The sequence below is a fragment of the Paracoccus sp. FO-3 genome, from assembly GCF_006386455.1.
Taxonomy (GTDB): Bacteria; Pseudomonadota; Alphaproteobacteria; order Rhodobacterales; family Rhodobacteraceae; genus Paracoccus; species Paracoccus versutus.
Genome location: NZ_VCBQ01000004.1, coordinates 53970 through 80080, shown reverse-complemented (window position 1 = coordinate 80080; position 26111 = coordinate 53970). Strand labels below are relative to the sequence as shown.

At 68.8% G+C, this 26111-nt stretch carries 21 protein-coding genes; 9 read left to right on the top strand and 12 right to left on the bottom strand.

Annotated elements, in window-relative coordinates; genetic code table 11:
• Positions 1-37 precede the first annotated feature (37 nt).
• Complete coding sequence (locus FE811_RS01965; RefSeq protein ID WP_036751485.1) at positions 38-688, top strand: carbonic anhydrase; 651 nt, start codon at positions 38-40, stop codon at positions 686-688.
• Between the two features lie 98 nt (positions 689-786).
• Here the strand turns inward: FE811_RS01965 and FE811_RS01960 are convergent, their stop codons facing one another.
• From FE811_RS01960 to FE811_RS01940, 5 genes are all read right to left on the bottom strand, one after another.
• A complete protein-coding gene (locus FE811_RS01960) occupies positions 787-1887 on the bottom strand; it encodes a flagellar basal body P-ring protein FlgI (protein ID WP_114536260.1) in 1101 nt (366 codons plus the stop codon).
• Complete coding sequence (locus FE811_RS01955) at positions 1884-2903, bottom strand: flagellin (protein ID WP_116223145.1); 1020 nt, start codon at positions 2901-2903, stop codon at positions 1884-1886. The genes FE811_RS01960 and FE811_RS01955 overlap by 4 nt, the downstream gene beginning before the upstream one ends.
• A complete protein-coding gene (gene flgK / locus FE811_RS01950) occupies positions 2900-4357 on the bottom strand; it encodes a flagellar hook-associated protein FlgK (protein ID WP_116223146.1) in 1458 nt (485 codons plus the stop codon). The genes FE811_RS01955 and flgK overlap by 4 nt, the downstream gene beginning before the upstream one ends.
• A 53-nt stretch (positions 4358-4410) precedes the next feature.
• Complete coding sequence (locus tag FE811_RS01945; RefSeq protein ID WP_140846487.1) at positions 4411-5751, bottom strand: flagellar hook protein FlgE; 1341 nt, start codon at positions 5749-5751, stop codon at positions 4411-4413.
• Between the two features lie 86 nt (positions 5752-5837).
• Entirely contained in the window at positions 5838-6638 is an 801-nt protein-coding gene (locus tag FE811_RS01940; RefSeq protein ID WP_036751495.1) for a flagellar motor protein MotB, read from the bottom strand.
• A gap of 211 nt (positions 6639-6849) precedes the next feature.
• Here FE811_RS01940 and FE811_RS01935 point away from each other — a divergent pair, with 211 nt between their 5' ends.
• From FE811_RS01935 to FE811_RS01920, 4 genes are read left to right on the top strand one after another with little or no spacing between them, the layout of a single operon-like run.
• Positions 6850-7530, top strand: a complete 681-nt coding sequence (locus tag FE811_RS01935) for a paraquat-inducible protein A (RefSeq protein ID WP_036751497.1) — start codon at positions 6850-6852, stop codon at positions 7528-7530.
• Entirely contained in the window at positions 7527-8186 is a 660-nt protein-coding gene (locus FE811_RS01930; protein ID WP_036751499.1) for a paraquat-inducible protein A, read from the top strand. The genes FE811_RS01935 and FE811_RS01930 overlap by 4 nt, the downstream gene beginning before the upstream one ends.
• Positions 8183-10249, top strand: a complete 2067-nt coding sequence (locus FE811_RS01925; protein ID WP_116223148.1) for an intermembrane transport protein PqiB — start codon at positions 8183-8185, stop codon at positions 10247-10249. The genes FE811_RS01930 and FE811_RS01925 overlap by 4 nt, the downstream gene beginning before the upstream one ends.
• Before the next feature lies 1 nt (position 10250).
• Positions 10251-10901, top strand: coding sequence for a membrane integrity-associated transporter subunit PqiC (locus FE811_RS01920; RefSeq protein WP_036751501.1), 651 nt, complete (start codon positions 10251-10253; stop codon positions 10899-10901).
• 89 nt (positions 10902-10990) lie between these two features.
• On the opposite strand, the gene FE811_RS01915 is transcribed toward FE811_RS01920, so the two are convergent.
• The 4 genes from FE811_RS01915 to FE811_RS01900 all read right to left on the bottom strand — a co-directional run bounded on the left by FE811_RS01915 (position 10991) and on the right by FE811_RS01900 (position 15423).
• On the bottom strand, positions 10991-11539 hold the full coding sequence (locus tag FE811_RS01915; RefSeq protein WP_036751503.1) for a flavin reductase family protein: 549 nt from the start codon (positions 11537-11539) through the stop codon (positions 10991-10993).
• A gap of 57 nt (positions 11540-11596) precedes the next feature.
• Positions 11597-12418 carry a 3'(2'),5'-bisphosphate nucleotidase CysQ gene (locus FE811_RS01910; protein ID WP_116223149.1) on the bottom strand — a complete coding sequence of 274 codons (822 nt, stop codon included), beginning with the start codon at positions 12416-12418 and terminating at the stop codon, positions 11597-11599.
• Entirely contained in the window at positions 12405-13757 is a 1353-nt protein-coding gene (locus FE811_RS01905) for a TldD/PmbA family protein (RefSeq protein WP_116223150.1), read from the bottom strand. Before FE811_RS01905 ends, FE811_RS01910 begins: the two co-directional genes overlap by 14 nt.
• Before the next feature lie 97 nt (positions 13758-13854).
• A complete protein-coding gene (locus tag FE811_RS01900; RefSeq protein WP_116223151.1) occupies positions 13855-15423 on the bottom strand; it encodes a DUF2125 domain-containing protein in 1569 nt (522 codons plus the stop codon).
• A gap of 86 nt (positions 15424-15509) precedes the next feature.
• Here FE811_RS01900 and FE811_RS01895 point away from each other — a divergent pair, with 86 nt between their 5' ends.
• Positions 15510-16127 carry an enoyl-CoA hydratase/isomerase family protein gene (locus tag FE811_RS01895; protein WP_166435618.1) on the top strand — a complete coding sequence of 206 codons (618 nt, stop codon included), beginning with the start codon at positions 15510-15512 and terminating at the stop codon, positions 16125-16127.
• A gap of 60 nt (positions 16128-16187) precedes the next feature.
• On the opposite strand, the gene FE811_RS01890 is transcribed toward FE811_RS01895, so the two are convergent.
• The 3 genes from FE811_RS01890 to ahcY all read right to left on the bottom strand — a co-directional run bounded on the left by FE811_RS01890 (position 16188) and on the right by ahcY (position 18493).
• Positions 16188-16529: a DUF2853 family protein gene (locus tag FE811_RS01890; RefSeq protein ID WP_116223153.1), complete on the bottom strand. Its 342-nt coding sequence runs from the start codon at positions 16527-16529 to the stop codon at positions 16188-16190.
• A gap of 79 nt (positions 16530-16608) precedes the next feature.
• On the bottom strand, positions 16609-17043 hold the full coding sequence (locus FE811_RS01885; RefSeq protein ID WP_114536250.1) for an HIT family protein: 435 nt from the start codon (positions 17041-17043) through the stop codon (positions 16609-16611).
• A 58-nt stretch (positions 17044-17101) separates the two neighbouring features.
• Positions 17102-18493, bottom strand: a complete 1392-nt coding sequence (gene ahcY / locus FE811_RS01880) for an adenosylhomocysteinase (protein WP_036751514.1) — start codon at positions 18491-18493, stop codon at positions 17102-17104.
• Positions 18494-18680: 187 nt separating this feature from the next.
• Here ahcY and FE811_RS01875 point away from each other — a divergent pair, with 187 nt between their 5' ends.
• The 3 genes from FE811_RS01875 to FE811_RS01865 all read left to right on the top strand — a co-directional run bounded on the left by FE811_RS01875 (position 18681) and on the right by FE811_RS01865 (position 26102).
• Entirely contained in the window at positions 18681-19604 is a 924-nt protein-coding gene (locus FE811_RS01875; protein ID WP_116223154.1) for a glucokinase, read from the top strand.
• 91 nt (positions 19605-19695) lie between these two features.
• On the top strand, positions 19696-21597 hold the full coding sequence (locus FE811_RS01870; RefSeq protein ID WP_036751640.1) for an autotransporter assembly complex family protein: 1902 nt from the start codon (positions 19696-19698) through the stop codon (positions 21595-21597).
• Positions 21597-26102 (top strand): translocation/assembly module TamB domain-containing protein, encoded by a 4506-nt coding sequence (locus FE811_RS01865; RefSeq protein ID WP_116223155.1) that lies wholly within the window; start codon positions 21597-21599, stop codon positions 26100-26102. Before FE811_RS01870 ends, FE811_RS01865 begins: the two co-directional genes overlap by 1 nt.
• The last annotated feature ends 9 nt before the right edge of the window (positions 26103-26111 follow it).

Sequence of the window (26111 nt, the reverse complement as noted above, 5' to 3'; positions counted from 1 at the left end):
CCGCTATCACTCGTGCGATCGGTAGATGAGGATAGGAATGAAAGAAGCACGTCCACTGCCGCTGTATCTGGTCCAGCGCTACCACGGCTGGCGCGCCACAGCCTTTGTCGAAAATCGCGTCTGGTTTCGCCGTCTGGCCGAGGACGGCCAGCATCCCCGCGCCATGGTCATCGCCTGTTGCGATTCGCGCGTCCATGTGACCTCGATCTTCGGGGCGGATACTGGTGAATTCTTCATTCACCGCAACATCGCCAACCTGGTCCCGCCCTATGCCCCCGATGGCGAGCAGCACGGCACCTCGGCTGCGGTCGAATATGCGGTGAATACGCTCAAGGTCGCCCATGTGGTGGTGGTGGGGCATACCAATTGCGGCGGCGTTCAGGGATGCCATGCCATGTGTTCCGGCCATGCGCCCGAGCTTGAAGAGAAATCCAGCTTCGTCGGCCGCTGGATGGACATCCTGCGTCCGGGATACGAGCGCGTGGCGACGCTGCCGCCCGAACAGCAGATCCGCGGACTCGAGCGGCAAGCCGTTCTCGTTTCGCTTGAAAACCTGATGACCTTTCCCTTCGTGAAAACCGCTGTGGAATCGGGGAACCTGTCCTTGCACGGGGTCTTGCACGACATCGCCGAGGGAACGCTGGAGCAATACGATCATCAGGCCGGGGGCTTCACGCCGGTCATCTGAACCGCCGCCCGCCGCCGCTGACTGGGCCAGTTGCAGGTGCGGACAGGGATCGCCAAGTGCCCGTAGCGCAGTCGCCCGCAACGGGCGGCTGTTCCGTTTTAGTTCACGATGAATTCGGCGTGCAGCGCCCCGGCGGCATGGACCGCCTTCAGTATGTCGATCATGTCGCGGGGCCTGATCCCCAATGCGTTGAGCCCCGCAACCACCTCGGACAAGGATGATTCGCCGGATACTTCAGCAAAGCCGATCCCCGGCTCCTGGGTGATTTCGGCCTGCGTTCGGGGCAGAACCACGGTTTCTCCCGGAGAGAAGGGGTTCGGCTGCGACACGACAGGGGTTTCCCGCACCCGCAGGGTCAGGTTGCCCTGGGAAACCGCCACCCGCGAGATGCGCACATCCTCGCCCATGACGATAGTGCCGGACTTGTGGTCAATGACGACGCGAGCCGCTGTCTCGGGCTCGACGGTGATATTCTCGATCTGCCCCATCAGCCGCGCCGGGTTGACCCGACCCAAAACGGTCGAGTCGATCACGATGGTTCCCGAATCCACCAGTTCGGCCAGCCCACGTCCCAGCGTGCGATTGATCGCGGCCTCGACACGGGCGGCGGTGGTGAAATCGGGGTTTCTCAGCGCCAGGCGCAGGTTCGTCATTTGCGAGAAGTCGAAGGCCACTTCCCGCTCCACCCTGGCGCCCGAGGGGAGAGTGCCCGTCGTAGGCACGCCCTGGACGACCGAGGCAGCCGCGCCGGAAGCCTCGGCCCCCCCTGCCAGGACCGAGCCTTGCGCGACGGCATATATCTCGCCGTCTGCCGCGTTCAGCGGCGTCATGACCAATGTGCCGCCAAGCAGGCTTTTCGCATCGCCTATCGCGGCCACGCTGACATCGATCTGCGAACCGGCGCGCGCGAACGGCGGCAGGGTGGCGGTAACGATCACCGCCGCCACGTTCTTGGGACGGAATGCTTCGTCAGTGACATTGACGCCCAGCCGCTCAAGCAAGCCGGCCATGATCTCTTCGGTAAAAGGCGAGTTTCGCAGGCTGTCGCCCGAACCGTTCAGGCCGACGACAAGGCCATAACCGACCAGGTCGTTGCCGCGGACGCCGTCGATATTGGCCAGATCCTTGATCCGAACCGGCGCAGCAAGGCCCGGAGCTGCAAGGCCGAACAGAATCAGCAGAAGATATAAGAACCTCATGACAGGTAATCCGTGAGGCTGAGCCGGGAAAGCCGGACCGTGATGGCATAGAGGCTTTGAATCTTCGCTTCGGTCTCTTCCAGGGCGGTGACGGCTTCGGCGGGGTCGGCGCCGATCATGTTCGTACGCGCAATGGAAAGCGTCGTCGTTTCAGCCGAGTTTCTGGCCTGCGCCTGGGTAACGGCCGCCTGCTGTCGGCCCAGATCGGCGCGGGCGGTGGTCAACCCGAGCGTTGCCTTGGCCAGCCGGCCCCCCGCTTCGGAGAAGAGATCCCGCAAGGTCGCATCGTCGATTGCCGACCCGGCTTCGGACGCATAGGCCATCACGGCCATTCCCTTGAGCGTATCGCGCAGCTCCGCGGAATTGGCCGACAGATTGCTGTCGATCCGATGTTCGGGCGAGATCGAAAACCGGGTGCTGCCGTCATCGTCCCCCTGATAGACCGTGTCGGAAAAGCCCCCGGTTCCCTGGGGTGCGTCAAACCATGCGTCGATGCGGCTTGCGATAGTTGCCGCGGTGGTGGCACCGGCAACCGCGGTATTCAGTTCCGCGAGCATCGTTTCAAAACTGCCCAGCGCTGGACTGTCGGTTCGGTTGCCCCCAAACAAATATTGCCCGGCGGTGGTGGTGTTCAGGGTTTCGAACATCGACTGGAAATCCCGCTTGATGCTGTCGGCGCGCGCCCTAAGGTATTGCTCTTCCAGAATATTACGTTCGGTCAGCACGCTGGGCCCCAGGTCGTCTACGACGGCTTGGATCTGCCCAAGCGCGGCCTGCATGCCCGCTAGCCTGTTTTGCGCCTCGGATGTGTTTTGCTGGAACGTGGTCAGCAGCTTCAGCCGGGATTCGATATGCGAAATCCCTGACAAATCGCCTGCCAGCGCTTTGGGAATATCCGATTTGACTCCGATCATCATTTCTTGGGTCAGCCGGTCCAGCCTGGCTTTCAGCCCCTGCTGCCCAAGCCGGAGTTGATAGGAACGGGAAAGGTCGCCGATGGAATGAAAAGGGGTCATGTCAGCCTCAGGATAGCATCCAGCATGTCATTTGCGGTCTGAAAGACCTTGGCATTTGCGGCATAGGCACGCTCCAGCGCGAGCAGGCCTTCCATTTCCTTGTCGCTGTCGACCCCTTCAGCCAGAAGGGCCGCCTGGAGGCCGGACTGGCGCGCGCTGCTTTGCATGGCGCCAGCTTCGGTTCGGATGCGATTCGTCGCCGCAGCCGAGGTCAGGTCCGCCGAAAGGCCCTGCAGACTGCGCGGCACGGCGGACAAGCTGGTCGAATCCGGCGAACGCGAGGCCGAGAGGGCCGATCCGAGCCGGTCAAGCAGCGTGCTTTCGCCAGAACTGCCGGGGCCGGTCGCATTGATTCCGGCGCGAATCCGCCACAGTTGCCCGCCCGTCTCGGGGTTCACCGCCCAGGCAACGGCAATGCGGCCGGCGAAGCCGGTTTCATCGGCCGAACTGAAAGCGCCCTGGGAATCGGTGAACAGCCCTGGGTCGCCTGGGGCCAGAGAGGGGTCGATCGCAGGATCGGACAGCCTGTCGTATAAATCGCGTGCGAAAGCGTCGATCTGCTGCTGATAGGCCGGGGCGATCTGGTCGCGAATGGCAAAGTTCGCCTCCAGGCTGCCGCCGTTAAACATGGTGTGCTGCATATCGCCGAGCGGCTTTCCGTTCAGTGTCAGCCCGGAAAGCGCGCCGCTGGCCGTGGACATATCGGCGGTGATGCTGGAGACAGCGCTGAAACCGATCCGGGCCGGCTCGGTCCCGTCCAAGAGAATGGCGCCACCGGAGGTGAACAAGGCGACCCGGCCATTTTCGCGCGGCACTTCCTTGATAGGCACGATATCCGATACGCTGTCTATGAGCGTCTGGCGCGCATCCAACTGCGACGAAGCGTCTTTGCCTTGTGCCGACAGGGTGACGATCTGCGCATTCAATTTCGCCACTTGCTCAAGCGCCGTATTCAGCCGCGCAACGTCATTTCCGATGGCCTTTTCCGCCTTGCTGCGCTCGGCCTGGATGGTCGCGGAGATGTCGTTGACCTTTTTTGCCAGGGCCGTGGCCGTATCCAGCACTACTGCCAGGCGCGTCTCGCTGTCGGGCCTTGCGGCCGCGCTGGCCAGGGCGGATTCGAAATCTGTCAGGGTTTGCACCAGCGAGGACGCCTCGGTCCCCGTGCCGAAGGCTTTCTCCATCGCGGCGTGATAGGTCGTCACGGTCCGGGACGAACCGACATCCGCCTGGGCCAGGCGATTGTCGGCGATCAGCCCCGCCGTGACCATTCGGGTAACGCCGTTGATGCTGACGCCGCCGCCCAGCTCGGCCAGGCGCGAGGACAGGTCGAGTTCCCTGCGCGCATAGCCCGGCGTCAGCGCATTCGCGATGTTGGAGGACACGATTTCCGTGCCCCGCGAGGCCGCGGTCAGGCCCGAAACGGCATTGGAGATGGCGGACGAAAGGCTCATTTGCAGGCTCCGGTTTCCGAGCGCGGGACGGCAGGAAGCCGTCCCGGTCAATGTCAGCGTTTGAGATTGGCGGTTTCCTGCAGCATCTCATCGACGGTCTGGATGACCTTGGCGTTCGAGGTATAGGCGCGCTGGGTCTGGATCAGGTCGGTCAACTCGGCCGCGACATCGGTCGTCGATGCCTCGCGCGCATAGCCGGCGATTGCGCCGGTCGGACCGTCACCGGCGTCCCACAGGTAGAACGCGCCGGATTCAGGCGAAATCTTGTAGGTCTGGTTGTCCATTGCGATCAGACCGTTCGGATTGGGAACATCCACCAGCGGCACCTGATACAGGGTCCGCGTGAAGCCGGTGTCATAGGTTGCGCGAAGATAGCCGCTTTCATCGATCTCGAGCGCCGTCAGGTTGCCGACGGGCGAGCCGTTCTTGGTCACATTGGCCGGCGAGAAGCTGGTGCTGAGCTGGGTGATGCCCTGGCTGTCGCCATATCGCCCCAGGTTGATGGTCATCGGCCCGTTCGCGCCGGGGACGGTAAGAAGCCCGGTCGCCGCGCTATAGGCGCCGCCGGCCACCGTGGTGACTGCCGCAAGCGTGCCGCCGCCGGGCTGGCCGTCCTGGAATTCCAGCGTGTAGACGCCGATCAGCGATTCGTCGGCGGGGGTGGCCGGATCGTTGATGATGGCCGAATCGCGGATCTCCATCGTCCAGCGGTTCGTGCGCGTCCCGGCCGCGCCCGTCACCTCGGGCGTGAAGCTGACCGTCATCCTTTCGGAATTGCCGAGGTTGCCGAAATATTCGACCTCCATGTCCCAGGCGTCGCCGGCCGCGCCGGCGACCGCGTCGTCGGCGGGCAGGTTCACGCGCAGGTTGATCCGCGTCGTCGGGTCGGCCGCGGTCTGGCTGGGATTGATCAGGATCGGTTGCAGGCCGGTCGCGGAATCGCGCGGCTGGCTGGAAATCGTGCCGTCGGCATTCGCCGGCCAGCCCATCAGCACCAGGCCCGAGCTGGTGCGAAGATACCCTTCGTCGTCGGTGCGGAAGGACCCTGTCGTCGTCATCACCAGTTCGCGCTGCGTGCCCGGTCCCGAGGCCAGGGATGCCGAGTGGATCACGGGCAACATCCCCCGGCCCGAAATCGCGATGTCCATCGGATGCGATGTGGGAACCAGGTTGCCGCGCTGATCGACCAGCCGGCTGGTCGAGGCGCGGACGCCGCCGGCCGTATAAAGCCCCCCGCCGCGTCCCTGGTTGATCACCATGCTTTCGAAACTGGTGTCCACCCGCTTGTAGCCATAGGTGCCGGAATTCGCGATATTGTCGGAAATATTGGCCAGGCGCGTGGAATTGGCGGCAAGCCCGGACACCCCGGCACTGAGGGCAGATGAAATCGACATTCTGATATTACCCTGTGTGAGTCGTTCTGCGTGAAGTTTGCCGGCCGGGGGTTAACATGCCGCTAACGGCGCCCTGCCCAGGCCGGTCATCTCAGTAAAATCACTTCGATCCGGTTGTTGTCGGGGTCCATCGGGTTCACCGACCGATTGCGCCGGTCGGCGAAGGCGGTGACGCGCTGGATGCGCGCGCTGTCGAAGCCCGAGCCCTCCAGCAGGTTGCGCAGGGCATGGGCGCGGGCGTCCGAGAGCGCCCAGACCGGCGACTGGATCAGCATCTCGGGATAGGCGCGGACATGGCCGGTCAGCGCCACCTCGTTCCTGATGCGCCCCAGGACGCCCGCGAGAATGCCGGCCAGTTCCTTCATCGCCGGGGTGGGCTGGGCGCTGTCGCCGACGAAAAGCGGCTCGTCCATCAGGTCGGTCAGTTCGATCACCAGCCCCTCGTCCGTCATGCGGGTCACGACATGGCGCAACAGGTTGACCTTTTGCATGGATTCCGCGCCGCTGCCGGTCAGCTGGTCCTGGACATGGCGGGCCATCTCCTCGAAACCCGATTCCCGGCCTTCGCGCGCCTGCGCGGCCAGCGTGTCGCGCGAGGCGCCGGCGCCCTTGCCCGAATCGGTTTCGGCATCCTGCACCTCGCCCCCGAAGGGGCCGTCTTGGCCGCTGCGGGTCGAATGGATCAGCGTCGGGTTGAAATACTCCGCCAAGCCCTGCCGCTGCTTTTCGGTGGTGGCGTTCAGCAGCCACATGAGCAGGAAAAAGGCCATCATCGCCGTGACGAAATCGGCATAGGCGACCTTCCAGGCGCCGCCGTGATGCCCGGCTTCGCACGCGCCCTGAACCTTCTTGATGATGATCGGGGCGCCGCCACCGTTCCCGGCCATGAACCATTCCTTTCGTTGCCTGCCCGGAAGGTCTAGCGTCGCGCGACCAAATACCAGTTAACCGCTCAAATGCCGCCTATTTCCCTTGGGCGACGCCTGCCGCGGCGCCGCGTTGCCGGGGCATATCGGCGCCCCTGCCGGCCAGCACGGCCGGTTAACCGGACCAGCCGCGGCATCTTGCGCCGGCCCCGCGCGCGGATATTCTGTGCCGATGCAGACCGAAGGCGAATATGACCTGTCCACCGGCGCCGGGCTGACCGCCTGTCCGCGCTGCGACGCGCTGCATGTCGAGCGCGAGCTGGAGCCGGGCGAGACCGCGCGCTGCCTGCGCTGCAACACGCTGCTGGCCAGCCCGCGCGCCGGCGCCTTCACCCGGATCATCGCGCTGTCCTTTGCCTCGCTGGTGCTGATGGTGGGGGCGGTGTTCTTTCCGTTCCTGGAAATCTCGCGCATGGGATTCGGCAACGAAACCTCGCTGTTCGGCGTGGCGCTGGCCTTTTCGCACGGCGCCCTGATGCCCCTGACCGTGGCGGTGCTGGGCATGATCGTCGGGCTGCCGGTGCTGCGGGCGCTGCTTCTGGTCTATACGCTGCTGCCGCTGGCGCGGAAACGCCGGCCCTTTGCCCATGCCGTGCCGGCCTTTCGCCTGTCCGAGACGCTGCGGCCCTGGTCGATGGCCGAGATCTTCGTCATCGGCACCGCCATCGCGCTGGTCAAGGTGGGGGGCTTGGCCAACATCAGCTTCGGCCCGGCCTTCTGGGCCTTTTGCGGGCTGATCCTGGTCAACGCCGCCAGTAACGCCTTTACCAGCGCCGCGACGATCTGGGACGCCATCGAGGATGCCGGCATGGCCACCGACGGGCGCGAGATCGTGCCGGAGCCGCGGGCATGAGCGCGCCCGCCCATGACGCGCCGGTGCTGACCGCGCATCGCGCCGGGCTGGTCGGCTGCCGCAGCTGCGGCCGGGCCTGGCCGGAGGCCGAGACCATCTGCCGCCGCTGCGGCAGCGCGCTGGTGCCGCCGGACCGGCGCTGCCTGAACGCAGTCTGGGCCTGGCTGGCGGCGGGGCTCATCTTCTACATCCCGGCGAACCTGTTCCCGATGCTCAAGACCTCGACCTTCGGCGGGCTGCGCGGCAACAGCGAATCCACCATTCTCGGCGGCGTGGTCGAGCTGATGCATTACGGCAACTACGGCATCGCGGCGGTGATCTTTGCCGCCTCGGTCATGGTGCCGGTGGGCAAGTTCGTCGCCATCGCCTGGCTGGCGACGGTCGCGGGGCGGCCGGCGACGGTCGAGGCCGCGCACAAGCGGCTGGTGCTTTACGAGGTGGTCGAGTTCATCGGCCGCTGGTCGATGATCGACGTCTTCGTCGTGGCGATCCTGTCGGCGCTGGTGCAGCTGGGCTTCGTCGCCTCGATCCATCCCGGCCCTGCCGCGGTGTCCTTTGCGCTGTCGGTTGCCTTCACCATGCTTTCCGCGCAAAGCTTCGACCCGAGATTGATCTGGCGCGGCCTTCCGCTGCGCAGCCGCAAGGACCATGAATGACCGACAGGCCCTCGCCCGAGCGCAGCGACGCCCCCCTGAAACCCGCCGAACCCGTCCGCAAGCCCGCCGCCCGTGCCGTGCGGGCCGGGCTGCCGCTGATCTGGCTGGTGCCGATCGCGGCGCTGATCGTGACGCTGGGCGTGGGCTGGAACATGATCGCCGGGCGCGGCACGCTGGTCTCGGTCGCCTTCAAGGACGCGACCGGGATCACGCCGGGCGAGACGGCGCTGAAATTCCGCGAGATCACCGTGGGCAAGGTCGAATCGGTGCGCTTCACCGAGGATCTGCAACAGGTTCTGGTGAACATGCGCGTGGACAAGGATCTGGCCCCCTATATCGACAGCGAATCGCAGTTCTGGATCGTGCGGCCCCAGGTTTCGGCCCAGGGCATCTCGCGGCTGGACACGGTGCTGACCGGCGCCTTCGTCGAGGGTTTCTGGGACGACAAGCCGGACGAGCCGCAGACCCACTTCCAGGGGCTCGACCGGCCGCCGCTGACCAGCTTCGGCGAAAAGGGCACCTGGATCGTGCTTGCGACCGAACGCTCGCGCGGCATGACCGAGGGCGCGCCGGTGATGTTCCGCGGGCTGCCGGTCGGGCAGATGCAGAACCTGCGCCTGGCCGAGGACGACGAAAGCGTGCTGGCCGACGTCTTCATCGCCGCGCCGCATGACGCGCGGCTGACCACCAGCACGGTGTTCTGGGACACCTCGGGCTTTTCGGTGTCGCTGGGGGCGCAGGGCCTGTCGCTGAACGTGAACTCGCTGGCCTCGGTGCTGCAGGGGGGTGCAGAATTCGCCACCCTGACCTCGGGCGGGCGGCCGGTCGAGGACGGCCATGTCTTCACCCTGCAGACCGACGAGGCGACGGCGCGCACCAACCTGTTCTCGGACGAGGCGCAGGCGCTGCGGCTGACCATGCGCATCGGCGAATCGGTCAAGGGGCTGGAGACCGGCGCCAATGTGCAGTTCATGGGCCTGACCGTCGGCCGCGTCACCGACCTGGCCGCCCGCGTGATCGCCGATGACGAGGGGCGCGAGCATATCGAGCAAGAGGTGACGCTGGCCCTGACCCCCGCCCGCCTGGGCCTGCGCGGCGACACTACGCCCGACCAGGCGCTGGATTTCCTGGCCGGCCAGGTCCGGGCCGGCCTGCGGGCGCGGGTGGCCAGCGCCGGCTTCTTCGGCACCTCGCTGCAGGTCGAGCTGGTCGAGCTGCCCGATGCCGCGCCGGCCGAACTGGACCGCGCCGGCGATCCCTATCCGCTCATCCCCTCGGTCCCCGGCGAAATCTCCGATTTCACCGAGACGGCGCAGGGCTTCCTGACCCGCGTCGGCAACCTGCCGATCGAGGAGGCGCTGAAATCCGTCACCGACATGATGAACAGCGTCACCGCCATCGCCAGCAGCGAGGACACCCGCGCCATCCCCGGCGCCCTGCGCGGCACGCTGGAGGATGCCCAGGCCGCCGCGGGCGAGATCCGGCAAGTCACCACCGAGCTGCGCGAATCCGGCGCCGTGGGCCAGCTGCGCCGCATGGTGGACGAGGCGGCGGCCGCGGCCGAGGCGGTCAAGCTCGCCGCCGCCGACGTGCCGGCCATGGTCGACCAGATCGACGCCGCCGCGGTCAAGATCGAGGCGGTGGACTATGCCGCCATCGGCACCGAGGCCGAGGGCATCCTCAGGGACGTGCGCGCGCTTCTGGGCACCGAGGATGCCGAGCGGCTGCCCAGGGATCTGTCCGAGACGCTGAAGGCCGCATCGGGCCTGCTCAACGACCTGCGCGACGGCAATGCCGCGGGCAGCCTGAACGATGCGCTGGCCTCGGCCAGCACGGCGGCGCAGGATGTCTCGGACGCGGCGAAACGCCTGCCGCAGCTTTCGGCGCGGCTCGAGGCGCTGGCGGCGCGGGCCGATGCGGTGATCGCCGCCTATGGCGACCGCTCGAGCTTCAACAACGAGACCATCAACCTGATGCGCGAGATGCGCCGCGCCGCCAACGCCTTCGGCAGCCTGGCGCGGACAATCGAACGCAACCCGCAAGCCTTCATCCTGGGACGATAAGATGCGCCTGATCCTTGCCTCCGCCGCCTGCCTCGCCCTGCTCGGCGCCTGCTCGAACGGCGAAAAGACCGCGCGCTACCTGATCGACCCGCCCACGACGGGCGAGCGGGTGCCCGACCGGCTGGGCACGGCCGAGCTGAAGGACGTGTCGCTGCCCGAATATGCCGCGGGCGACGAGGTCAGCTGGCAGAGCGGCGACGGCGCCGTGCGCTCGAACACCAGGCAGCTCTGGGCGGACAACCCGCAGCGCGCCTTCACTCTGGCGCTGGCGCGCAGCATCTCGGACCTCTCGGGCGCCACGGTGATCGCCGAGCCCTGGCCGCTGGCCGAACCGCCCCGGCGCCGGCTGGAGGTGCGAGTCGAAAAGGCGCTGGCGCAGGCCGACGGCAGCTATCGCCTGTCCGGGCGCTATTTCGTCGCCGACGAGGGCGCGGGCGGCGCCAACCAGGCGCGCGGCTTCGACATCTCCGTGCCGCTCGCCGACCAAGGCCCCGCCGCCATCGCCCACGCGCAATCCCAGGCCATCGCCCGGCTTGCCCGCCAGATCGCCACGCTTTCCGGGCCGGGCCGGTCGATCCGCACCAGCACCGCGCCGATGCCGCGCATGGACGACATCTTCTCGCAGCCGCTGCCGCCGCTGGAAGGCAGCTGAGCCGGCTTTCTCCGTTTTCCAAATACTCCGGGGGAACGCCTTGCGTGCCCCATCAAGGGGCGCGCAAGGCGTGGGGGCAGAGCCCCCCGCTAGGCTCCATCGTCGGGCTCGAACTGGCCGAAGCGGCCGGCGGCGAAGACCAGCGGATGATCGCCCGGCCCCGCCACGGTCACGCGCAGCACCCGCCCGATCAGCACCGAATGGTCCCCCGCCTCATGCACGGCATGGGCGGCGCAGTCGAACCGCGCCGCGACGCCGGGGATGACCGGCACGCCCTCGGGGGTCGGCACCGTGTCCAGCCCCTCGAACTGGCGGCCGCCGCGGGTAAAGCGCAGGCAGGTCTCCAGCTGCTCCGAGCCCAGCACATGCACCGACCAGGCCGCCGCCCCGGCAAAGGCCGCATGCCGGGCCGAGGCGCGGGCCGGGCACCACAGCACCAGCGGCGGCTCCAGCGAGACGCTGGAGAAGCTGTTCACCGTCATGCCCAGCGGCCCCTGCGGCCCGGCGGTCGTCACCACGGTCACGCCGGTGGCGAAACGCCCCAGCGCCTCGCGCAGCAGCCGCGCCTCGGCCGTGGCGGGGTGAAAGGTGATCTCGTCGGCCAGCCGGTCGCGGGTCGCGGGGGGAAGTCGGCTCATGTTCGCGCCCTGTCATCTGCGGGACATGGCCAGAACAGCTCCGGCCTTTTCCCCTTCTTAGTCGGCAGGCGGCGAGGCATCAAGCGGACCGCCCGGCAGGACCATCCGCGGGGTCATCGCCGCGATCATCTGGCCGTGCAGGGCGGGCGGCGCCACCACCAGCCCGTCGGTCAGCGGCCGCGCCGCGTTGAAGCGCATCGGCGCGCCGGACAGGTCGCTGGCCACGCAGCCGGCGCGGGCAGCGATCAGGCTGCCGGCGGCCACGTCCCATTCCCAGGCCGGGCGGGTGGACAGCGTGGCGTCGAACTGCCCGTCCGCCACCAGGCACAGCCGCCAGGCCAGCGAGGGGCGGAAGCTGCGCTTGACCGGCGGCGCCACGCCGCGCCAATGCACCGGGTCGAGGCTCGGCTTGCCGGTCAGCACCCGCGCGCCCTCGAACCCCTGCGCCGAAGGCGCGATGGGCTTGCCGTCGCGCAGCGCCGGCCCGTCGGCCGCGGCGGCATAGGTCGTGCGCTGCGCCGGCAGATGCACCACGCCCGCCACCACCCGGTCGCCGCGGGTGATCGCCAGCGCATGGGAAAAGCCCACCTGCCCGTCGATGAAGGCGCGGGTGCCATCGATCGGGTCGATGATGAAGCAATGCTCGGCCTCAAGCCGCGCCGGATCGTCGGCGCTTTCCTCGCTCAGCCAGCCGTAATCGGGACGGGCCGTGCGCAGCAGGCGCTCCAGATGCGCGTTGACGGCCAGGTCGGCCTCGGTCACCGGGCCGGCGCCGCCGGCCTTGTCCCAGACCCGCGGCTCGCGCCGCCAATAGCGCAGCGCGATCTCGCCCGCCTCATGCGCGGCCTGTTCCAGAAGCGCAAGGTCACTCGCCGGCAACGGTCATCCCTTCGACCAACAGGCTGGGCACGCGCATCGCCCGCCAGTCGGGCAGGTCGCAGGCGGCGGTCAGGCGCAGCAGCATGTCGCGCAGGTTGCCGGCGATGGTGCATTCGTTGACGGCATAGGCGATCTCGCCGTTCTCGACCCAGAAGCCGCCGGCGCCGCGCGAATAATCCCCGGTGGTGCTGTTGATCGAGGCGCCCAGCATCGAGGTCACGACCAGCCCGCGCCCCATCTCGCGGATCAGCTCGTCCCGCGTTTTGTCGCCCGCGGTCAGCTCCAGGTTGGTCACGCCGGGCGAGGGCGGGCTGCCCGCGCCGCGCATGGCATTGGCGGTCGAGTCCATGCCCAGCTTGCGCGCCGTGGCCAGGTCCAGCGTCCAGCCCTGCAAGACGCCGTCGGCCACGATCAGCCGCGGCGCGGTCGCCAGCCCCTCGCCGTCGAACAGGCGCGAGGAGCCATAGCGCGGCCGGTGCGGATCCTCGCGCAGGTCGAACCCCCTGGGCAGCACCCGTTCCCCCAGCGCATCGCGCAGCCAGCTGGCGCCGCGCGCCACCGAGGCGCCGTTCACCGCCGCGACCAGATGGCCGATCAGCCCCGAGGCGACGCGCTCGTCATAGAGGATCGGGAAGGCGCCGGTGGGCGGCTTGCGCGCGCCGCGCCGGGCGACGGTGCGCTCTCCGGCAAGCCGGCCGATCTCTTCGGGCGCGGGCAGGTCGGTGGCGTGGACGCGGCTTTCGCCGGCCCAGTCGCGCTCCATCCCCAGCCCCTCGCCGGTGATGGCGACGGCGGACAGGCTGTGGCCGCTGCGCCCGTAGCCGGCCGAGAAACCGTTGCTCGCCGCCAGCCACATGTGGCGCTGCGAATGGCTGGCGCCGGCGGATTCGATCGTCGAGACGCCCTCGACCGCCAGCGCCGCCGCCTCGGCGCGCAGGGCCAGATCCTGCAAATGCTCGGGCGTGGGCTCGGCATCGTGGTCGTAAAGATCCAGCCGGGCGCTGTCGGTGTCGCGGGCCAGCTGCTCGGGCTCGGCCAGGCCGAGCGTGTCGTCGACCGGCGCCTCGCGCGCCATGGCGACGGCGCGGGCGGCCATTTCCTCGATGGTCCGGGCCGAGCGGTCCGAGGCCGAGACGCAGGCCTGCCGCCCGCCGACCAGCACGCGCAGCCCGATCTCGACCCCCTCGGCGCGCTCGGCATGTTCCAGGTGCCCGGCGCGCACATCGACCGAGACGGCGGCCGCCTCCAGCGCCACGGCATCGGCCTGGTCGGCACCCGCCTTGCGTGCCGCCGCCAGAAGCTGCTGCGCCAAAGCCTCGAGTCGATGGTATTCGGACATGCGGTTCACCTTGGAATGGGACACGGGGGCCGTGGCACCAACGCCCGGCCCCCGCGATGCGATCCGTCAGGGCGCCGGGCGCCGCGCCCCGGAGGGGTTACTTGATCTGCTGGCCGTTGGCAAAGATCGAGCCGTCTTCCTTGAACTCGAGCCTGGTTTCCAGCTTGTCCTCGCCCTCGGCGACCGGCTTGGCGAACATGGCCATCATCATCCGCACGCCCATGATCTGGTCCTCGGGGATCAGGCCCATGGCGCCCAGCTTGTCGATCAGCCCGTTCACGCCCTCGTAGCGGGCATGGACCTCGCCCACCGGGGTGGTCATGTCGCCGCTTTCCGGGGCTTTCAGCGCGCCCTCGGCATTCACCTTGGCGCCAAGCGCGTTCAGCGCGAACTGGTTGATCGCGACCTCGACCGGCTCGAAGGGCTGCGGGTCGGCCTCCGCCGCCTCCATGCCCTCGGCACCGTCCGCGGTCCCGTCGGCCTCGGCTTCGGCCTCGTCCGAGGCGGGCGCCATGCTGGCCGGGTCGAAGATGTCCTTTGTCACCTTCATCTGCCCGGTCACGTCGATGTCCAGCGAGGCCGGGTCGCGCGGCAGCTGGCCCTGTGCGTCGAACAGGTTCCAGATCGCATCGCCCAGCGTCAGCCCGGCCAGCGAATAGGCGAACTTGAAGGGCTGCGCCTGCTCCGACTGCATCACCGGCATCTGCATGTCGAAGCTGCCGCTTTCGATGGCGTAGTTGATCGGGAAGGGCATGTCGCTGCTGGTCAGCTCGAAGCTGCCGGCATCCGAGCCCGCCTGGTAGGTCATGCCGTCCTGCGACAGGCCGAAGCTCAGCTCGAAGCCCTTGCCGTCGTATTTGCCTGCGCCGCTGGTCTCCTGGCCGTCCTCGTCGGTGCCGGCAAAGTCGAAGCTGACGGCCATGGCGCCGGCCTTCAGCACGCCGTCCATGGCAAGCCCGGCCTTCAGCGCGGCGTTCATGTCCTCTTCGATCTTCGTGCCGTCGGGCACCGCCATCTCGCCCGAGGTCTCGGCGCCGTCGATGCTGCCCTCGAACTTGACCTTGTCGTCCTCTTCCGAGGTCACGTCGCCGCTGAAGGTGATCCGGCCCGACTTCATCGCATAGTCGTATTTCGCCGGCGATCCGGCGACGATATGGAAGGTGCCGGTCGAATCCGCCACGCCCACCTTGATCGGCAGCGGGGTTTCCTTGTCGCCGCTCTTGATCGTGGTCAGGGCGAAATCCATCGTCGGATAATCGAATTCATGCGTCATGTCCTCGGGCGCGCCCGAGGTGACGATGACGTTGCCGGGAATATCCAGGGTAAAGGGCACGCTATAGCTTTGCCCGTCGGGATCGGTGCCATGCGCCTCGCCGGTCATCTGGTCGGCAAAGACGGTCCTGACCGTGCCGTCGCCGCTTTCGCTCAGCGTGATCCGGGCAACGCTGAAGTCGACCTGGCTTTCGGGCATGCCCCCGTTGATGACGACATCGCTGAGCGTCAGCGTGTCGTCGGCCTTGTCGCGATTGCCCTCGGTCACGCTGTAGCCGAGCGATTGGTAATAATCGACCCAGGACTGCCACACCTGTTCCGAAGTCACATCGGCAAGCGCCGGGGCAGCCATCGCGGCCAGCGCCAGGGCCGAGCTTGTCAGTCGCAGGTTCATTTCATAACACCTTTTCGGCGAGAATTGCATAAGAAACACCGATCCGGCTTTTGCCACAGCCAGCGCGCGGGTCCAAGGAGGGAATGATGATCACCAGGGAAATCGTCGGCGGGATCGGCCGCATCACCATCGCGCGCCCGGCCAAGGCCAATTCGCTGACCGGCGCCATGCTGGCCGAGCTGACCGCCGCTTTCGACGCCCTGGCCGCCGAGCCCGCGCTGCGCGCCGTGATCCTGACCGGCGAGGGCCCGGTGTTTTCCGCCGGGGCCGACCTGGACGAGGCCCGCGCCGGGCTGGCCCTGTCCCCGCAATGGGAGCGGCTGTCGTCCCGCGTCGCCTCGATGCCCTGCCTGACCATCGCCGCGCTGAACGGCACCGCGGCGGGCGGCGCCCTGGGCATGGTGCTGGCCTGCGACCTGCGGCTGGCGGTGCCGGGGGCGAAGATCTTCTATCCGGTCATGCGCCTGGGCTTCCTGCCCCAGCCCAGCGACCCCTTGCGCCTGCGCGCGCTGGTCGGGCCGTCGCGGGCCAAGATGATCCTGATGGCCGGCCAGAAGATCCCGGCCGCCGAGGCGCTGGCCTGGGGCTTGGTCGACCGGCTGGTCGCGCCCGAGGCGCTGCTGGACGAGGCCGCGGCGCTGGCCGCCGATGCCTGCGCCGCCGACGCCGCCCATGTCGCAGCGATCAAGCGGATGCTGGATTGACCGCGCCCGGCCGGGGTTCAGCGCCCGGCCGCGACCTTTCGTGACGTTGCGTCACCGCCGTCAGGCATAGGCCGCCTGTTTGCCGAAATGCGTGCAGAGCATGTAATAGACCACCGCGCGATACTTGTTGCGGTTGGAGCTGCCGTATTTCGCGATCACCTCGTCGATGGCGGCGGAAAGCTCGGGGCCGTCGGGCAGGCCCAGCTTTTTCACCAGGTAGTTGGTCCTGATGCGCTCCAGCTCGGCCTTGTCCGATCCGGCCACGGTTTCCCCGTCGGCGTTGTAGATCGAAGGCCCGCAGCCGATGACCACCTTGGCCAGCAGGTCCATGTCGGGCGCGACGCCCAGCTTGTCCTGCATGTCGGCGGCGTATTTGGCGATCAGATCGTCGCGCTTGCTCATGCGCTGTCCCCCTTCGGATTGGTCCATCCCAGGGGAAAGCCTAGCGCCGGCCTAATAAATATCAACCAAAACCGCGCGTTCAGCCGTCGAAGGCCGGGGCCAGCGCCTGGGCGATGCGGGCGCCCTCGTCGGCCGGCAGCTGCGGCGGGGCCGCGAAGCTGCCGATGCCGTCCTTCAGATAGGCCTGCGAGGACACGTCATGCACATGGTGCATCGGCACGACATGCGCATGGGCGTGGGCGACATGGATGCCGGTATAGAACAGCGCCACCCGCTCGACCGCGTAAAGCGCCTTCATCTGCCGGGCCAGGCGCTGCGCGCAGCCGGTGATGCGGGTGGCTAGATCCTCGGGCAGATCCTCGAACCAGGGATAATGCCGCTTGGGGATGACCAGGCAATGGCCGGGACGGATGGGATGCAGGTCCAGGAAAGCCAGGATATGCTCGTCCTCATGGACCCGGTGCGCGGGCAATTCGCCGCGCGCGATGCGGCAGAACAGGCAATCGTCGGACATCTGGCGCCCCCTCCTCCACGATATGCGGCGCGGCCCCGGCGGGACCGCGCCCGCGCGTTCAATAGCGGTAATGTTCGGACTTGAACGGACCCTCGGGGGTCACGCCGATATAGGCGGCCTGCTCTTGCGACAGGGTGGTCAGCTTGACGCCGATCTTGTCCAGATGCAGCCGGGCGACCTTTTCGTCCAGCGCCTTGGGCAGGATATAGACGCCCGGCCGGTATTCCCCCTCCTTGGCCCACAGCTCGATCTGCGCCAGCACCTGGTTGGTGAAGCTGGCCGACATGACGAAGCTGGGATGGCCGGTGGCGTTGCCCAGGTTCAAGAGCCGCCCCTCGGACAGCAGGATGATGCGATTGCCCGAGGGCATCTCGATCATGTCTACCTGGTCCTTGATATTGGTCCATTTGTGGTTTTTCAGCGCGGCGACCTGGATCTCGTTGTCGAAATGGCCGATGTTGCCGACGATGGCCATGTCCTTCATCTCGCGCATGTGCTCGATGCGGATCACGTCCTTGTTGCCGGTGGTGGTGATGAAGATGTCGGCGCTGGCGACAACGTCCTCCAGCAGCACCACCTCGAACCCGTCCATCGCGGCCTGCAGCGCGCAGATCGGATCGACCTCGGTCACTTTCACGCGGGCGCCGGCGCCGCGCAGGCTGGCGGCCGAGCCCTTGCCCACGTCGCCATAGCCGCAGACCACGGCGACCTTGCCGGCCATCATCACGTCGGTGGCGCGGCGGATGCCGTCGACCAGCGATTCCTTGCAGCCATACTTGTTGTCGAATTTCGACTTGGTGACGCTGTCGTTCACGTTGATCGCCGGGAAGGGCAAGAGCCCCTTGCGGTGCAGGTCGTAAAGCCGATGCACGCCGGTTGTGGTTTCCTCGCTGACGCCGCGGATCGCGTCGCGCTGGCGGGTGAACCAGCCGGGGCTGGCGGCCAGCCGCTTGCGGATCTGGGCGAACAGCGCCTCTTCCTCTTCGCTGGCCGGCACGTCGATCAGCCCGGTCTCGCCCGCCTCGACCCGCGCGCCCAGCAGCACATACATGGTCGCGTCGCCGCCATCGTCCAGGATCATGTTCGCCGTGCCTTCGGCGAACTGGAAGATCTGGTCGGTATAGGACCAGTATTCCGGCAGCGTCTCGCCCTTGACGGCAAAGACCGGGATGCCGGCCTTGGCGATGGCCGCCGCCGCGTGGTCCTGGGTCGAGAAGATGTTGCACGACGCCCAGCGCACCTCGGCCCCCAGCGCCACCAGCGTCTCGATCAGCACGGCAGTCTGGACGGTCATGTGCAGGCTGCCGGCGATGCGGGCGCCCTTCAGGGGCTTCGCCTCGCCATATTCGGCGCGCAGGGCCATCAGGCCGGGCATCTCGGTCTCGGCGATGTCCAGTTCCTTGCGGCCATATTCGGCCAGGGCGATGTCGCGGATGATGTAATCGGTCATGGGGCCCTCGCGCCTTTTTCGGTTGGCGCGGCCTTAGCATTCCCCGCGCCTGGCTGCAAACCCAAGGCGCCCCGCGCCGCGGCTTTGCGGCAAAGCCGGCCCCGGCCGGAATGTTGGCGCTAGCAGCCCTGCGCGGGATGGCTTAGAAGGGCCCGGACAAGGGGCTGCGCGGCAGAAGGGGGAAGGCATGGCGATCCTGTTGGCGGATGTGGGCGGGACCAATGCGCGGATGGCGCTGGCACGCGGTGGCGCGCTTGCGGCCGACACCATCACCCGGTTTCGCGGCGACGAGCATGCCAGCTTCGACGAGGTGGTGACGGCCTTCCTGGGCCAGCAGGGCAGCCCGCAGATCGAGGCAGTCTGCGTCGCCGTCGCCGGCCCGGTCTGGGGCGACGAGGCGCGGCTGACCAATCGCGACTGGAGCTTTTCCACGGCGCGGCTCTGCGCACTGTCCGGCGCGCCGCGCGCCCGGCTGATCAACGACCTGATCGCCCTGGGCTATGCCACGCCGGCGCTGGACGGCGAGGCCGCGGGCTTCCTGCGCGCTGCGCCGCAGGGCACGCTGTCGAACGGGCAGCGGCTGGTGGTGAATGCCGGCACCGGCTTCAACGTCTGCGCGGTCAAGGTGCTGCCGGGCGGCGGCATCGCCTGCCTCGAGGCCGAAGAGGGCCACACCCGCCTGCCGCTTTCCGTGGCCGAACCGCTGGCCGAGGCGCTGGGTGCGGCCGCAAGGGCGATTGATTCGGTCGAGGAACTGTTCGCCGGCCGCGGCCTTGCCCGGCTGCACGCCCTGCGCACGGGCGCGCCGCAGGGCCGGGCCGAGGCCGTGGTCGCCGCCGCGGCCCAGGGCGATGGCGAGGCCGAGAAGACGCTGGCGCTTTATGCCCGCCTGTTCGGACTGCTCTGCCGCGAACTTGCCTTTCGTTTCATGCCGATGGACGGGATGTTCCTGGCCGGCAGCGTCGCGCGTTCCTGCACCGATCGGTTCGAAATATTCGAGCGCGCCTTCCTGTCCGACCCGCTGATGGCGCGGATTCCGCAGGCGGTTCCGGTCGGCGTGATCCGCGACGACATGGCCGCGCTGCATGGCTGTCTGGCCGCAATCCGCTGAAAATCGCCCCAAAAGGGGCAGCTGCGCTGGATTTTGTTGACGCGCCCTGCAATGCTTGCGGGAAAACCGCCAGAAGCAGGGCAAACAGGCAATGAAAAGCTGGATCAAGGCAGGAACGGCTGCCGCAATCGTGCTTGCAACCGGCGCGGGCATGGTCTGGGCGCAGTCCTCGGGCTCGCCCTCGTCTTCGCCGTCGTCCTCGCCGTTTTCGGGCTGGTTCGGCCGGGGGGACGGCAACGGCAATTCCCCCGTCGACCTGGATTTCCAGGTGACTGGCGGCGACGACGCCCTGCTGCCGGCGATCCGGCAGACCTCGCTTCTGGTCAGCGCCCAGGACGAGGGGCGGGTGACGGGGCAGGACATGCTGGCCGCCGCGCGCGGCGATTACGCCCGCATCCTGGGGGTGCTTTACGACCAGGGCTATTACTCGGGCATCATCGACATCACCCTGGACGGGGTCGAGGCCGCCGGCATCGCCCCGCTGGACGCGCCCCAGGTGGTGCGCCGGGTGGTGGTCTCGGTCCAGCCCGGCCCGCGCTTTCGCTACAGCCGGGCCGAGATCGCGCCGGTGGCGCCGGGGACCGAGCTGCCGCGCGACTATCGCCGCGGCGAGATCGCCCGAACCGGCGACATGAAGAACGCCGCCACCGCCGGCGTGGCGGGCTGGCGCGACGTGGGCCACGCCAAGGCCGAGGTGGCCGAGACCGAGATCGTCGCCGACCACGCCAGCAACCTGGTGGACAGCCGCATCCGCCTGGCGCCCGGCCCCGAGCTGCGCTTTGGCCAGTTGACCATCCGCGGCCACCAGCGCATGGACCCGCGCCGCCTGCGCAAGATCGCCGGCTTCCCCGAGGGCGAGCGCTTCGACCCCGAGAAGCTCGAGGATGTCAGGAAGCGCCTGCGCCGCTCGGGCGTGTTTTCGGCCATCACCCTGACCGAGGCGGACGGGATCGGCCCCGGCAACACGCTGGACGTGGACCTGCTGGTCACGGAACAAAAGCTGCGCCGGCTGGGTGCGGGCTTCGAATATTCCAACACCGACGGGCTGTCGCTGACCGGCTACTGGATCAACCGCAACCTGTTCCGCGGCGGCGAGCGGCTGCGCGTCGACGCCAGCGTCTCGGACATCGGCGGCGATACCGGGCGCGACTACAGCCTGGGGCTGCGCATCGACCGGCCCGCCACCATCACCGCCGACACCACCGGCTATGTGCTGGCCAAGGTCGAAAGCCTGCAGGAAGAGGATTACGACCTCAAGTCTGGCACCTTCGGCCTGGGCTTCACCTGGATCCCCAGCGACGAGTTGACGGCCGACATCGCCCTGCAATACCGGGCGCTGCGCGTGGACGACGACAGCGGCCGCACCGACTTCCGCCTGTTCGCCCTGCCCACCAGCGTGATCTGGGACAAGCGCGACGAGCCGACCGACGCCAAGCGCGGCTATTGGCTGTCGGGCGGCGTCACCCCCTTCGTCGGCCTGCAGGACGAAACCGGCTCGGGCGCGCAGGTGCTGGCCGAGGGACGGGTCTATTACAGCTTCGGCACCGACGACCGCTTCACCCTGGCCGGCCGGGCGCGGCTGGGCACCGTGGTCGGCCCCGAGATCCAGGAAACCCCGCGCGACTACCTGTTCTGGTCCGGCGGCGGCGGCACGGTGCGCGGCCATTCCTATGAATCGCTGGGCGTCGAGGTGATCCCCGACGACAGCGGCGGCACGGTGCGCACCGGCGGCATGTCCATCGTCACCCTGACCGCCGAGACCCGCATCCAGGTCCGCGAGCGCATCGGGCTGGCGCTGTTCGCCGATGCCGGCCGGGTCTGGGAGGACAGCGGCTGGTCCGGCGCCAGCGGCTGGCAGGCCGGGGCCGGCGCGGGCATCCGCTATCGCACCCCGGTCGGGCCGCTGCGCTTCGACATCGCCGCTCCGGTCGGCGGCGGCGATGGCGACGACGGCGGGGTGCAGGTCTATATCGGTCTGGGGCAGGCGTTCTGATGCGTGATCTGGCTTATCGTCTTGTTGTCGCCCTCGGCCTTGCGCTGGCCGTCCCGCTGGCCGCGCTGGCGCAGGACAGCGCCGCCGAGATCTCGCAGGAGGTCGAGGACGACCGCGGCTTCATCACCCGCTTCCTGGAGGAAAAGCTGTCCGGCGCCGGTCGGCAGGTGGTGATCGAGGGCTTCCGCGGCGCGCTGTCCTCGCGCGCGACCTTCGACCGCATGACCATCGCCGACGACGACGGCGTCTGGATCACGCTGGAGAACGGCGCCATGCAATGGACCCGCTCGGCCCTGCTGGCGCGGCGGGTCGAGATCAACGAGCTTTCGGCCGAGCGCATCATCCTGCCGCGCCTGCCCGGCACCGGCGAGAGTGCGCCGCAGGCCGAGGCGCGGGAGTTTTCCCTGCCGCAGCTGCCGGTGGGGGTGAACATCGCCCGCATCGCCGTCGACCGGGTGGAACTGGGCCAGCCGGTGATCGGACAGGAGGCGGTGATCTCGATCGACGGCTCGATGAACCTGTCGGGCGGCGAGGGCGAGACCAGGCTGACCATCAACCGCGTGGACGGGCCGCGCGGCGAATTCGTGCTGGATACGGGCTTTTCCAACGAAACCCGCGTGCTGCGCCTGGACCTGCGGCTGGACGAGGACCGCAACGGGCTGTTTGCGAATGCGGTCAAGCTGCACGACCGCCCCGCCGTGCGGGCCGAGATCACCGGCGAGGGGCCCATGTCGGACTTCGCCGCCAATATCCAGCTGGCGACCGACGGCCAGCCGCGCGTGACCGGCACCGTCTCGGTCGATGCGGCCGAGCGCGACGGCGCCCCCGGCACCGCCTTCCGCGCCGAGCTGGGCGGCGACGTGGCCGCGCTGGTGCCGCCGCAGCACCGCGCCTTCTTCGGCACGCAGTCGCAGCTTCTGGCCGAGGGCTGGCGCGGGCAGGACGGCCGGCTGGTCGTCCCCTCGCTGCGGCTGGCGACCGAGGCGCTGCGGCTGGACGGCAACCTGGCCACCACCAGCCGCGGCGCGCCGGAAAGCGCGCATCTGACGCTGCTGCTGGGGCAGGATGCGGGGGCTGCGCAGCTGCCGGTGCTGCTGCCCTGGGCCGACCGGCCGACCACGGTGCGCTCGGGCAGCTTGCGGCTGGACTATGACGCCGCGCAGGGCTCGGGCTGGGTGCTGAAGGGCGTGGTGGGCGACATCGTCCGCGACGACATCGCCCTGTCCGAGCTGCGGCTGGACGGGCGCGGCCGCATCACCCTGACCGCCGAGCAGGCGCTGGAAGAGGTGCGCGGCTGGATCGCCTTTGGCATGGACGACCTGGCGCCGACCGATCCGGGCCTGGCGCAGGCCCTGGGCCGGGTGCTGAACGGCGGGCTGAACTTTGCCTTCACCCCCGGCAATGCGCTGCGGCTCTGGGGCATGAACATCAACGGCGAGGATTTCGGCTTCAAGGGCGAGACCACCGTCTCCGGCCTGCGGACCGGGATCACGCTGTCGGGCGACATCACCGCGCAGCACCGCAATGTCGCGCGCTTCTCGACGCTGGCCGGGCGCGAGCTGGGCGGCACCGCCGATGCCCATATCAAGGGCCGCTACGCGCTGCTGGGAAAGGGCTTCGACGTCGAGGCAGAGGTTCTGGGCAACGACATCCGCATCGGCCAGGACCATGCCGACCGCATGCTGGCGGGCCAGTCGCGCATCGAACTCAGCGCCCGGCGCGACACCTCGGGCATCAACCTGCGCAAGCTGGTGGTGAACGCGCGGAACCTGACGGCCGAGGCGCAGGGGCGGCTGGACAGCTATTCCAGCACCCTGACCGCGACCATCGAGATGCCGGACCTGTCGGTCGCCGACCCCGGCATGTCGGGCTCGGTCCGCAGCGAGCTTCGCGCCACCGGCGCGGCGGGGGCGCGCCGCGTGACCCTGACCGGCAAGGCGCAGGATCTTGTCACCGGCATCGCCGAGCTGGACGGCGCGCTAAAGGGCGAAACCGACCTGCTGGTCGAGGCCGCCGAGGCGCAGGGCGGCTTCGAGGTGCAGACCCTCCGCCTGACCAACCCGCAGATCGATGCCGAAGGCCGGGGCAGCTTCGCCGAAGGCGCGATGGATGCCCGGCTGAACCTGTCCATGCCCGACCTGGCGGTTCTGGGGCGCGGCCTCTCGGGCGGGCTGACCGCCGAGGCGACGGCGGTGGAGCAGGACGGCACCCGCCGGATCGAGCTGACCGGGCGCGGCACCGACCTGCGCCTGGGCCAGCAGGACGTGGACGGGGCGCTGACCGGCGTGACCGACCTGCGGCTTTCGGCCGAGCAGCGCGGCGACGAGATCACCGTGCATGATTTCGAGCTGACCAACCAGCAGATGCTGGCCACGGCGCAAGGCCGCATCGCCCCCAGCGGCACCGACATGGAGGGCCGGGCCGAGATCCGCTCGCTGGCCAGCTTCGGCCGCGGCTGGCGCGGCGCGCTGAATGCGCAGGGCAGCTTCAAGGACGACGGCTCGGGCGCGCGGCGGCTGGACGTGACCGGCACCGGCACCGACCTGTCCTTTGGCCAGGCGCAGGTCGACGGCGCGCTGGTGGGCGAGACCCGGCTGGCGCTGCACGGGATCGAGCGCGACGGCGTGTTCACCATCGAGACCGCGACCGTCGAGAACCCGCGCCTGAACCTGGGCGCCGAGGGCCGGGTGGGCCAGGGCGCCACCGACTTGACCGCGAGCTTGCGCGCCGACGACCTGCGCTTCCTGGGCCGCGGCTTCCGCGGCGCGGTCAGCGCCTCGGGCCATGTCGTGGACCAGCAGGGCGGCGGGCGTCAGATCACCGCCAACGGCTCGGCCCGCGGGCTGGGCGTCGGCAACCCGCAGGCCGATGCGGTGCTGGCGGGCGAGACCAGCTTCGACCTGGCCGCCGCGCAGCGCCCGGACGGCAGCCTGACCGTCAGCCGGCTGCGCGCCGGCAACGGCCAGTTCAGCATCACCGGCGACGGCAGCCCGACCGAGGGGCTGAACCTCGACGCCCGGCTGAACGACCTGGCCCTGGTGGTGCCGGGCTTTCCCGGCCCGGCGACGGTCGCCGGCACCATCCGCAACACCGGCAGCGCCTATGACGTGAACCTGACCGCCTCGGGGCCGGGCAATACCCAGGCGCGGGTGACGGGCTCGGCGGCGACGGACCTGTCCACCGCCGACATCGCGGTCAGCGGCAGCAGCAATGCCGCCGCCGCCAACCCCTTCCTGCGCACCCGCTCGGTCGAGGGGCCGCTGAGCTTCGATTTGCGCCTGAACGGGCGGCCGGGGCTGGAATCGCTGTCCGGCCGGGTGGCGCTGACCAACGGCCGGCTGGCCGAGCCACGCTTCGGCCTGGCCGTGGGCAGCCTGAACGCCAATGCCGATTTCAACGCCGGCCGCATCGCGGTCGACCTGCGCGGCGCGGTCGAGGCCGGCGGCCTCATCACCGTCAGCGGCCCGGTCAACCTGGTCGGCGACCGGCAGATGAACCTGGACGTGCAGCTGTCCAACGTGGTGCTGCGCGACCCGAACCTTTACGAGACGCTGGTGAACGGCGCGATCAATGTCGCGGGCACGGTGGGACAGGGGCCGCTGGTCTCGGGCCGCATCGACGTGGGCCATACGGAACTGCGCATCCCCTCGACCGGGCTGGGCGGCGCCAAGGCGATCCCGGACATCATCCACCGTTCGGAACGCCCGCCGCAGCGCCAGACCCGCGCCAAGGCCGGGCTGCTGGAATATCCCAGCGAGGCCTCGCGCCAGGCCGGCATGGCCGCGCCGCCGGCGACGCCGCCGGCCAACCCGGCGCGCTTCGACCTGCTGGTCTCGGCCCCGTCCCAGGTCTTCATCCGCGGCCGCGGCGTCGATGCGGAACTGGGCGGCGAGCTGCGCCTGACCGGCAATGCCCGCCAGCCCATCCCCATCGGCCAGCTGGAGCTGATCCGCGGCCGGGTCGACCTGCTGGGCAAGCGGTTCGACATGACCGAGGGGCTGATCGAATTGCAGGGCAGCATGATCCCGGTGATCCGGCTGGTGGCCGAGACGGTGCAGGACGACATCACCGCCCGCATCATCATCGACGGCGAGGCGCAGGATCCCGAGATCACCTTTGAATCCTCGCCCGAGATGCCGCAGGAAGAGGTGCTGTCGCACCTGCTGTTCGGCCGCGGGCTGGACAATATCAGCGCGCTTCAGGCCGCGCAGCTGGCCAGCGCGGTGGCGACGCTGGCCGGGCGCGGCGGCGAGGGGATCGTCGGGCGGCTGCGCGCCTCGACCGGGCTCGATGACCTGGACCTGGCGACGGACGACGACGGCAACGTCTCGGTCCGGGCGGGGAAATACCTGTCCGAGAACCTCTATACCGACGTGCAGGTCGGCGGCGACGGCAAGACCAAGCTGAACCTGAACCTCGACATCTCCCCGACCCTGACCGCGCGCGGGTCCGTGGACAGCGAGGGCGAAAGCACCGTCGGCCTGTTCTATGAACGCGATTACTGACCCCCTCCG

What these genes read in the sequence shown, in the direction of transcription:
- FE811_RS01905 (WP_116223150.1), bottom strand. Translation starts at nt 13,757, where the DNA reads ATGTCCGAATACCATCGACTCGAGGCTTTGGCGCAGCAGCTTCTGGCG.
- ahcY (WP_036751514.1), bottom strand. Translation starts at nt 18,493, where the DNA reads ATGACCGATTACATCATCCGCGACATCGCCCTGGCCGAATATGGCCGC.
- FE811_RS01940 (WP_036751495.1), bottom strand. Translation starts at nt 6,638, where the DNA reads ATGGCCGGGAACGGTGGCGGCGCCCCGATCATCATCAAGAAGGTTCAG.
- FE811_RS01885 (WP_114536250.1), bottom strand. Translation starts at nt 17,043, where the DNA reads ATGTCCGACGATTGCCTGTTCTGCCGCATCGCGCGCGGCGAATTGCCC.
- FE811_RS01955 (WP_116223145.1), bottom strand. Translation starts at nt 2,903, where the DNA reads ATGACCCCTTTTCATTCCATCGGCGACCTTTCCCGTTCCTATCAACTC.
- FE811_RS01900 (WP_116223151.1), bottom strand. Translation starts at nt 15,423, where the DNA reads ATGAACCTGCGACTGACAAGCTCGGCCCTGGCGCTGGCCGCGATGGCT.
- FE811_RS01935 (WP_036751497.1), top strand. Translation starts at nt 6,850, where the DNA reads ATGCAGACCGAAGGCGAATATGACCTGTCCACCGGCGCCGGGCTGACC.
- FE811_RS01870 (WP_036751640.1), top strand. Translation starts at nt 19,696, where the DNA reads ATGAAAAGCTGGATCAAGGCAGGAACGGCTGCCGCAATCGTGCTTGCA.
- FE811_RS01890 (WP_116223153.1), bottom strand. Translation starts at nt 16,529, where the DNA reads ATGAGCAAGCGCGACGATCTGATCGCCAAATACGCCGCCGACATGCAG.
- FE811_RS01925 (WP_116223148.1), top strand. Translation starts at nt 8,183, where the DNA reads ATGACCGACAGGCCCTCGCCCGAGCGCAGCGACGCCCCCCTGAAACCC.
- FE811_RS01930 (WP_036751499.1), top strand. Translation starts at nt 7,527, where the DNA reads ATGAGCGCGCCCGCCCATGACGCGCCGGTGCTGACCGCGCATCGCGCC.
- FE811_RS01965 (WP_036751485.1), top strand. Translation starts at nt 38, where the DNA reads ATGAAAGAAGCACGTCCACTGCCGCTGTATCTGGTCCAGCGCTACCAC.
- FE811_RS01865 (WP_116223155.1), top strand. Translation starts at nt 21,597, where the DNA reads ATGCGTGATCTGGCTTATCGTCTTGTTGTCGCCCTCGGCCTTGCGCTG.
- flgK (WP_116223146.1), bottom strand. Translation starts at nt 4,357, where the DNA reads ATGAGCCTTTCGTCCGCCATCTCCAATGCCGTTTCGGGCCTGACCGCG.
- FE811_RS01895 (WP_166435618.1), top strand. Translation starts at nt 15,510, where the DNA reads ATGATCACCAGGGAAATCGTCGGCGGGATCGGCCGCATCACCATCGCG.
- FE811_RS01915 (WP_036751503.1), bottom strand. Translation starts at nt 11,539, where the DNA reads ATGAGCCGACTTCCCCCCGCGACCCGCGACCGGCTGGCCGACGAGATC.
- FE811_RS01960 (WP_114536260.1), bottom strand. Translation starts at nt 1,887, where the DNA reads ATGAGGTTCTTATATCTTCTGCTGATTCTGTTCGGCCTTGCAGCTCCG.
- FE811_RS01920 (WP_036751501.1), top strand. Translation starts at nt 10,251, where the DNA reads ATGCGCCTGATCCTTGCCTCCGCCGCCTGCCTCGCCCTGCTCGGCGCC.
- FE811_RS01945 (WP_140846487.1), bottom strand. Translation starts at nt 5,751, where the DNA reads ATGTCGATTTCATCTGCCCTCAGTGCCGGGGTGTCCGGGCTTGCCGCC.
- FE811_RS01875 (WP_116223154.1), top strand. Translation starts at nt 18,681, where the DNA reads ATGGCGATCCTGTTGGCGGATGTGGGCGGGACCAATGCGCGGATGGCG.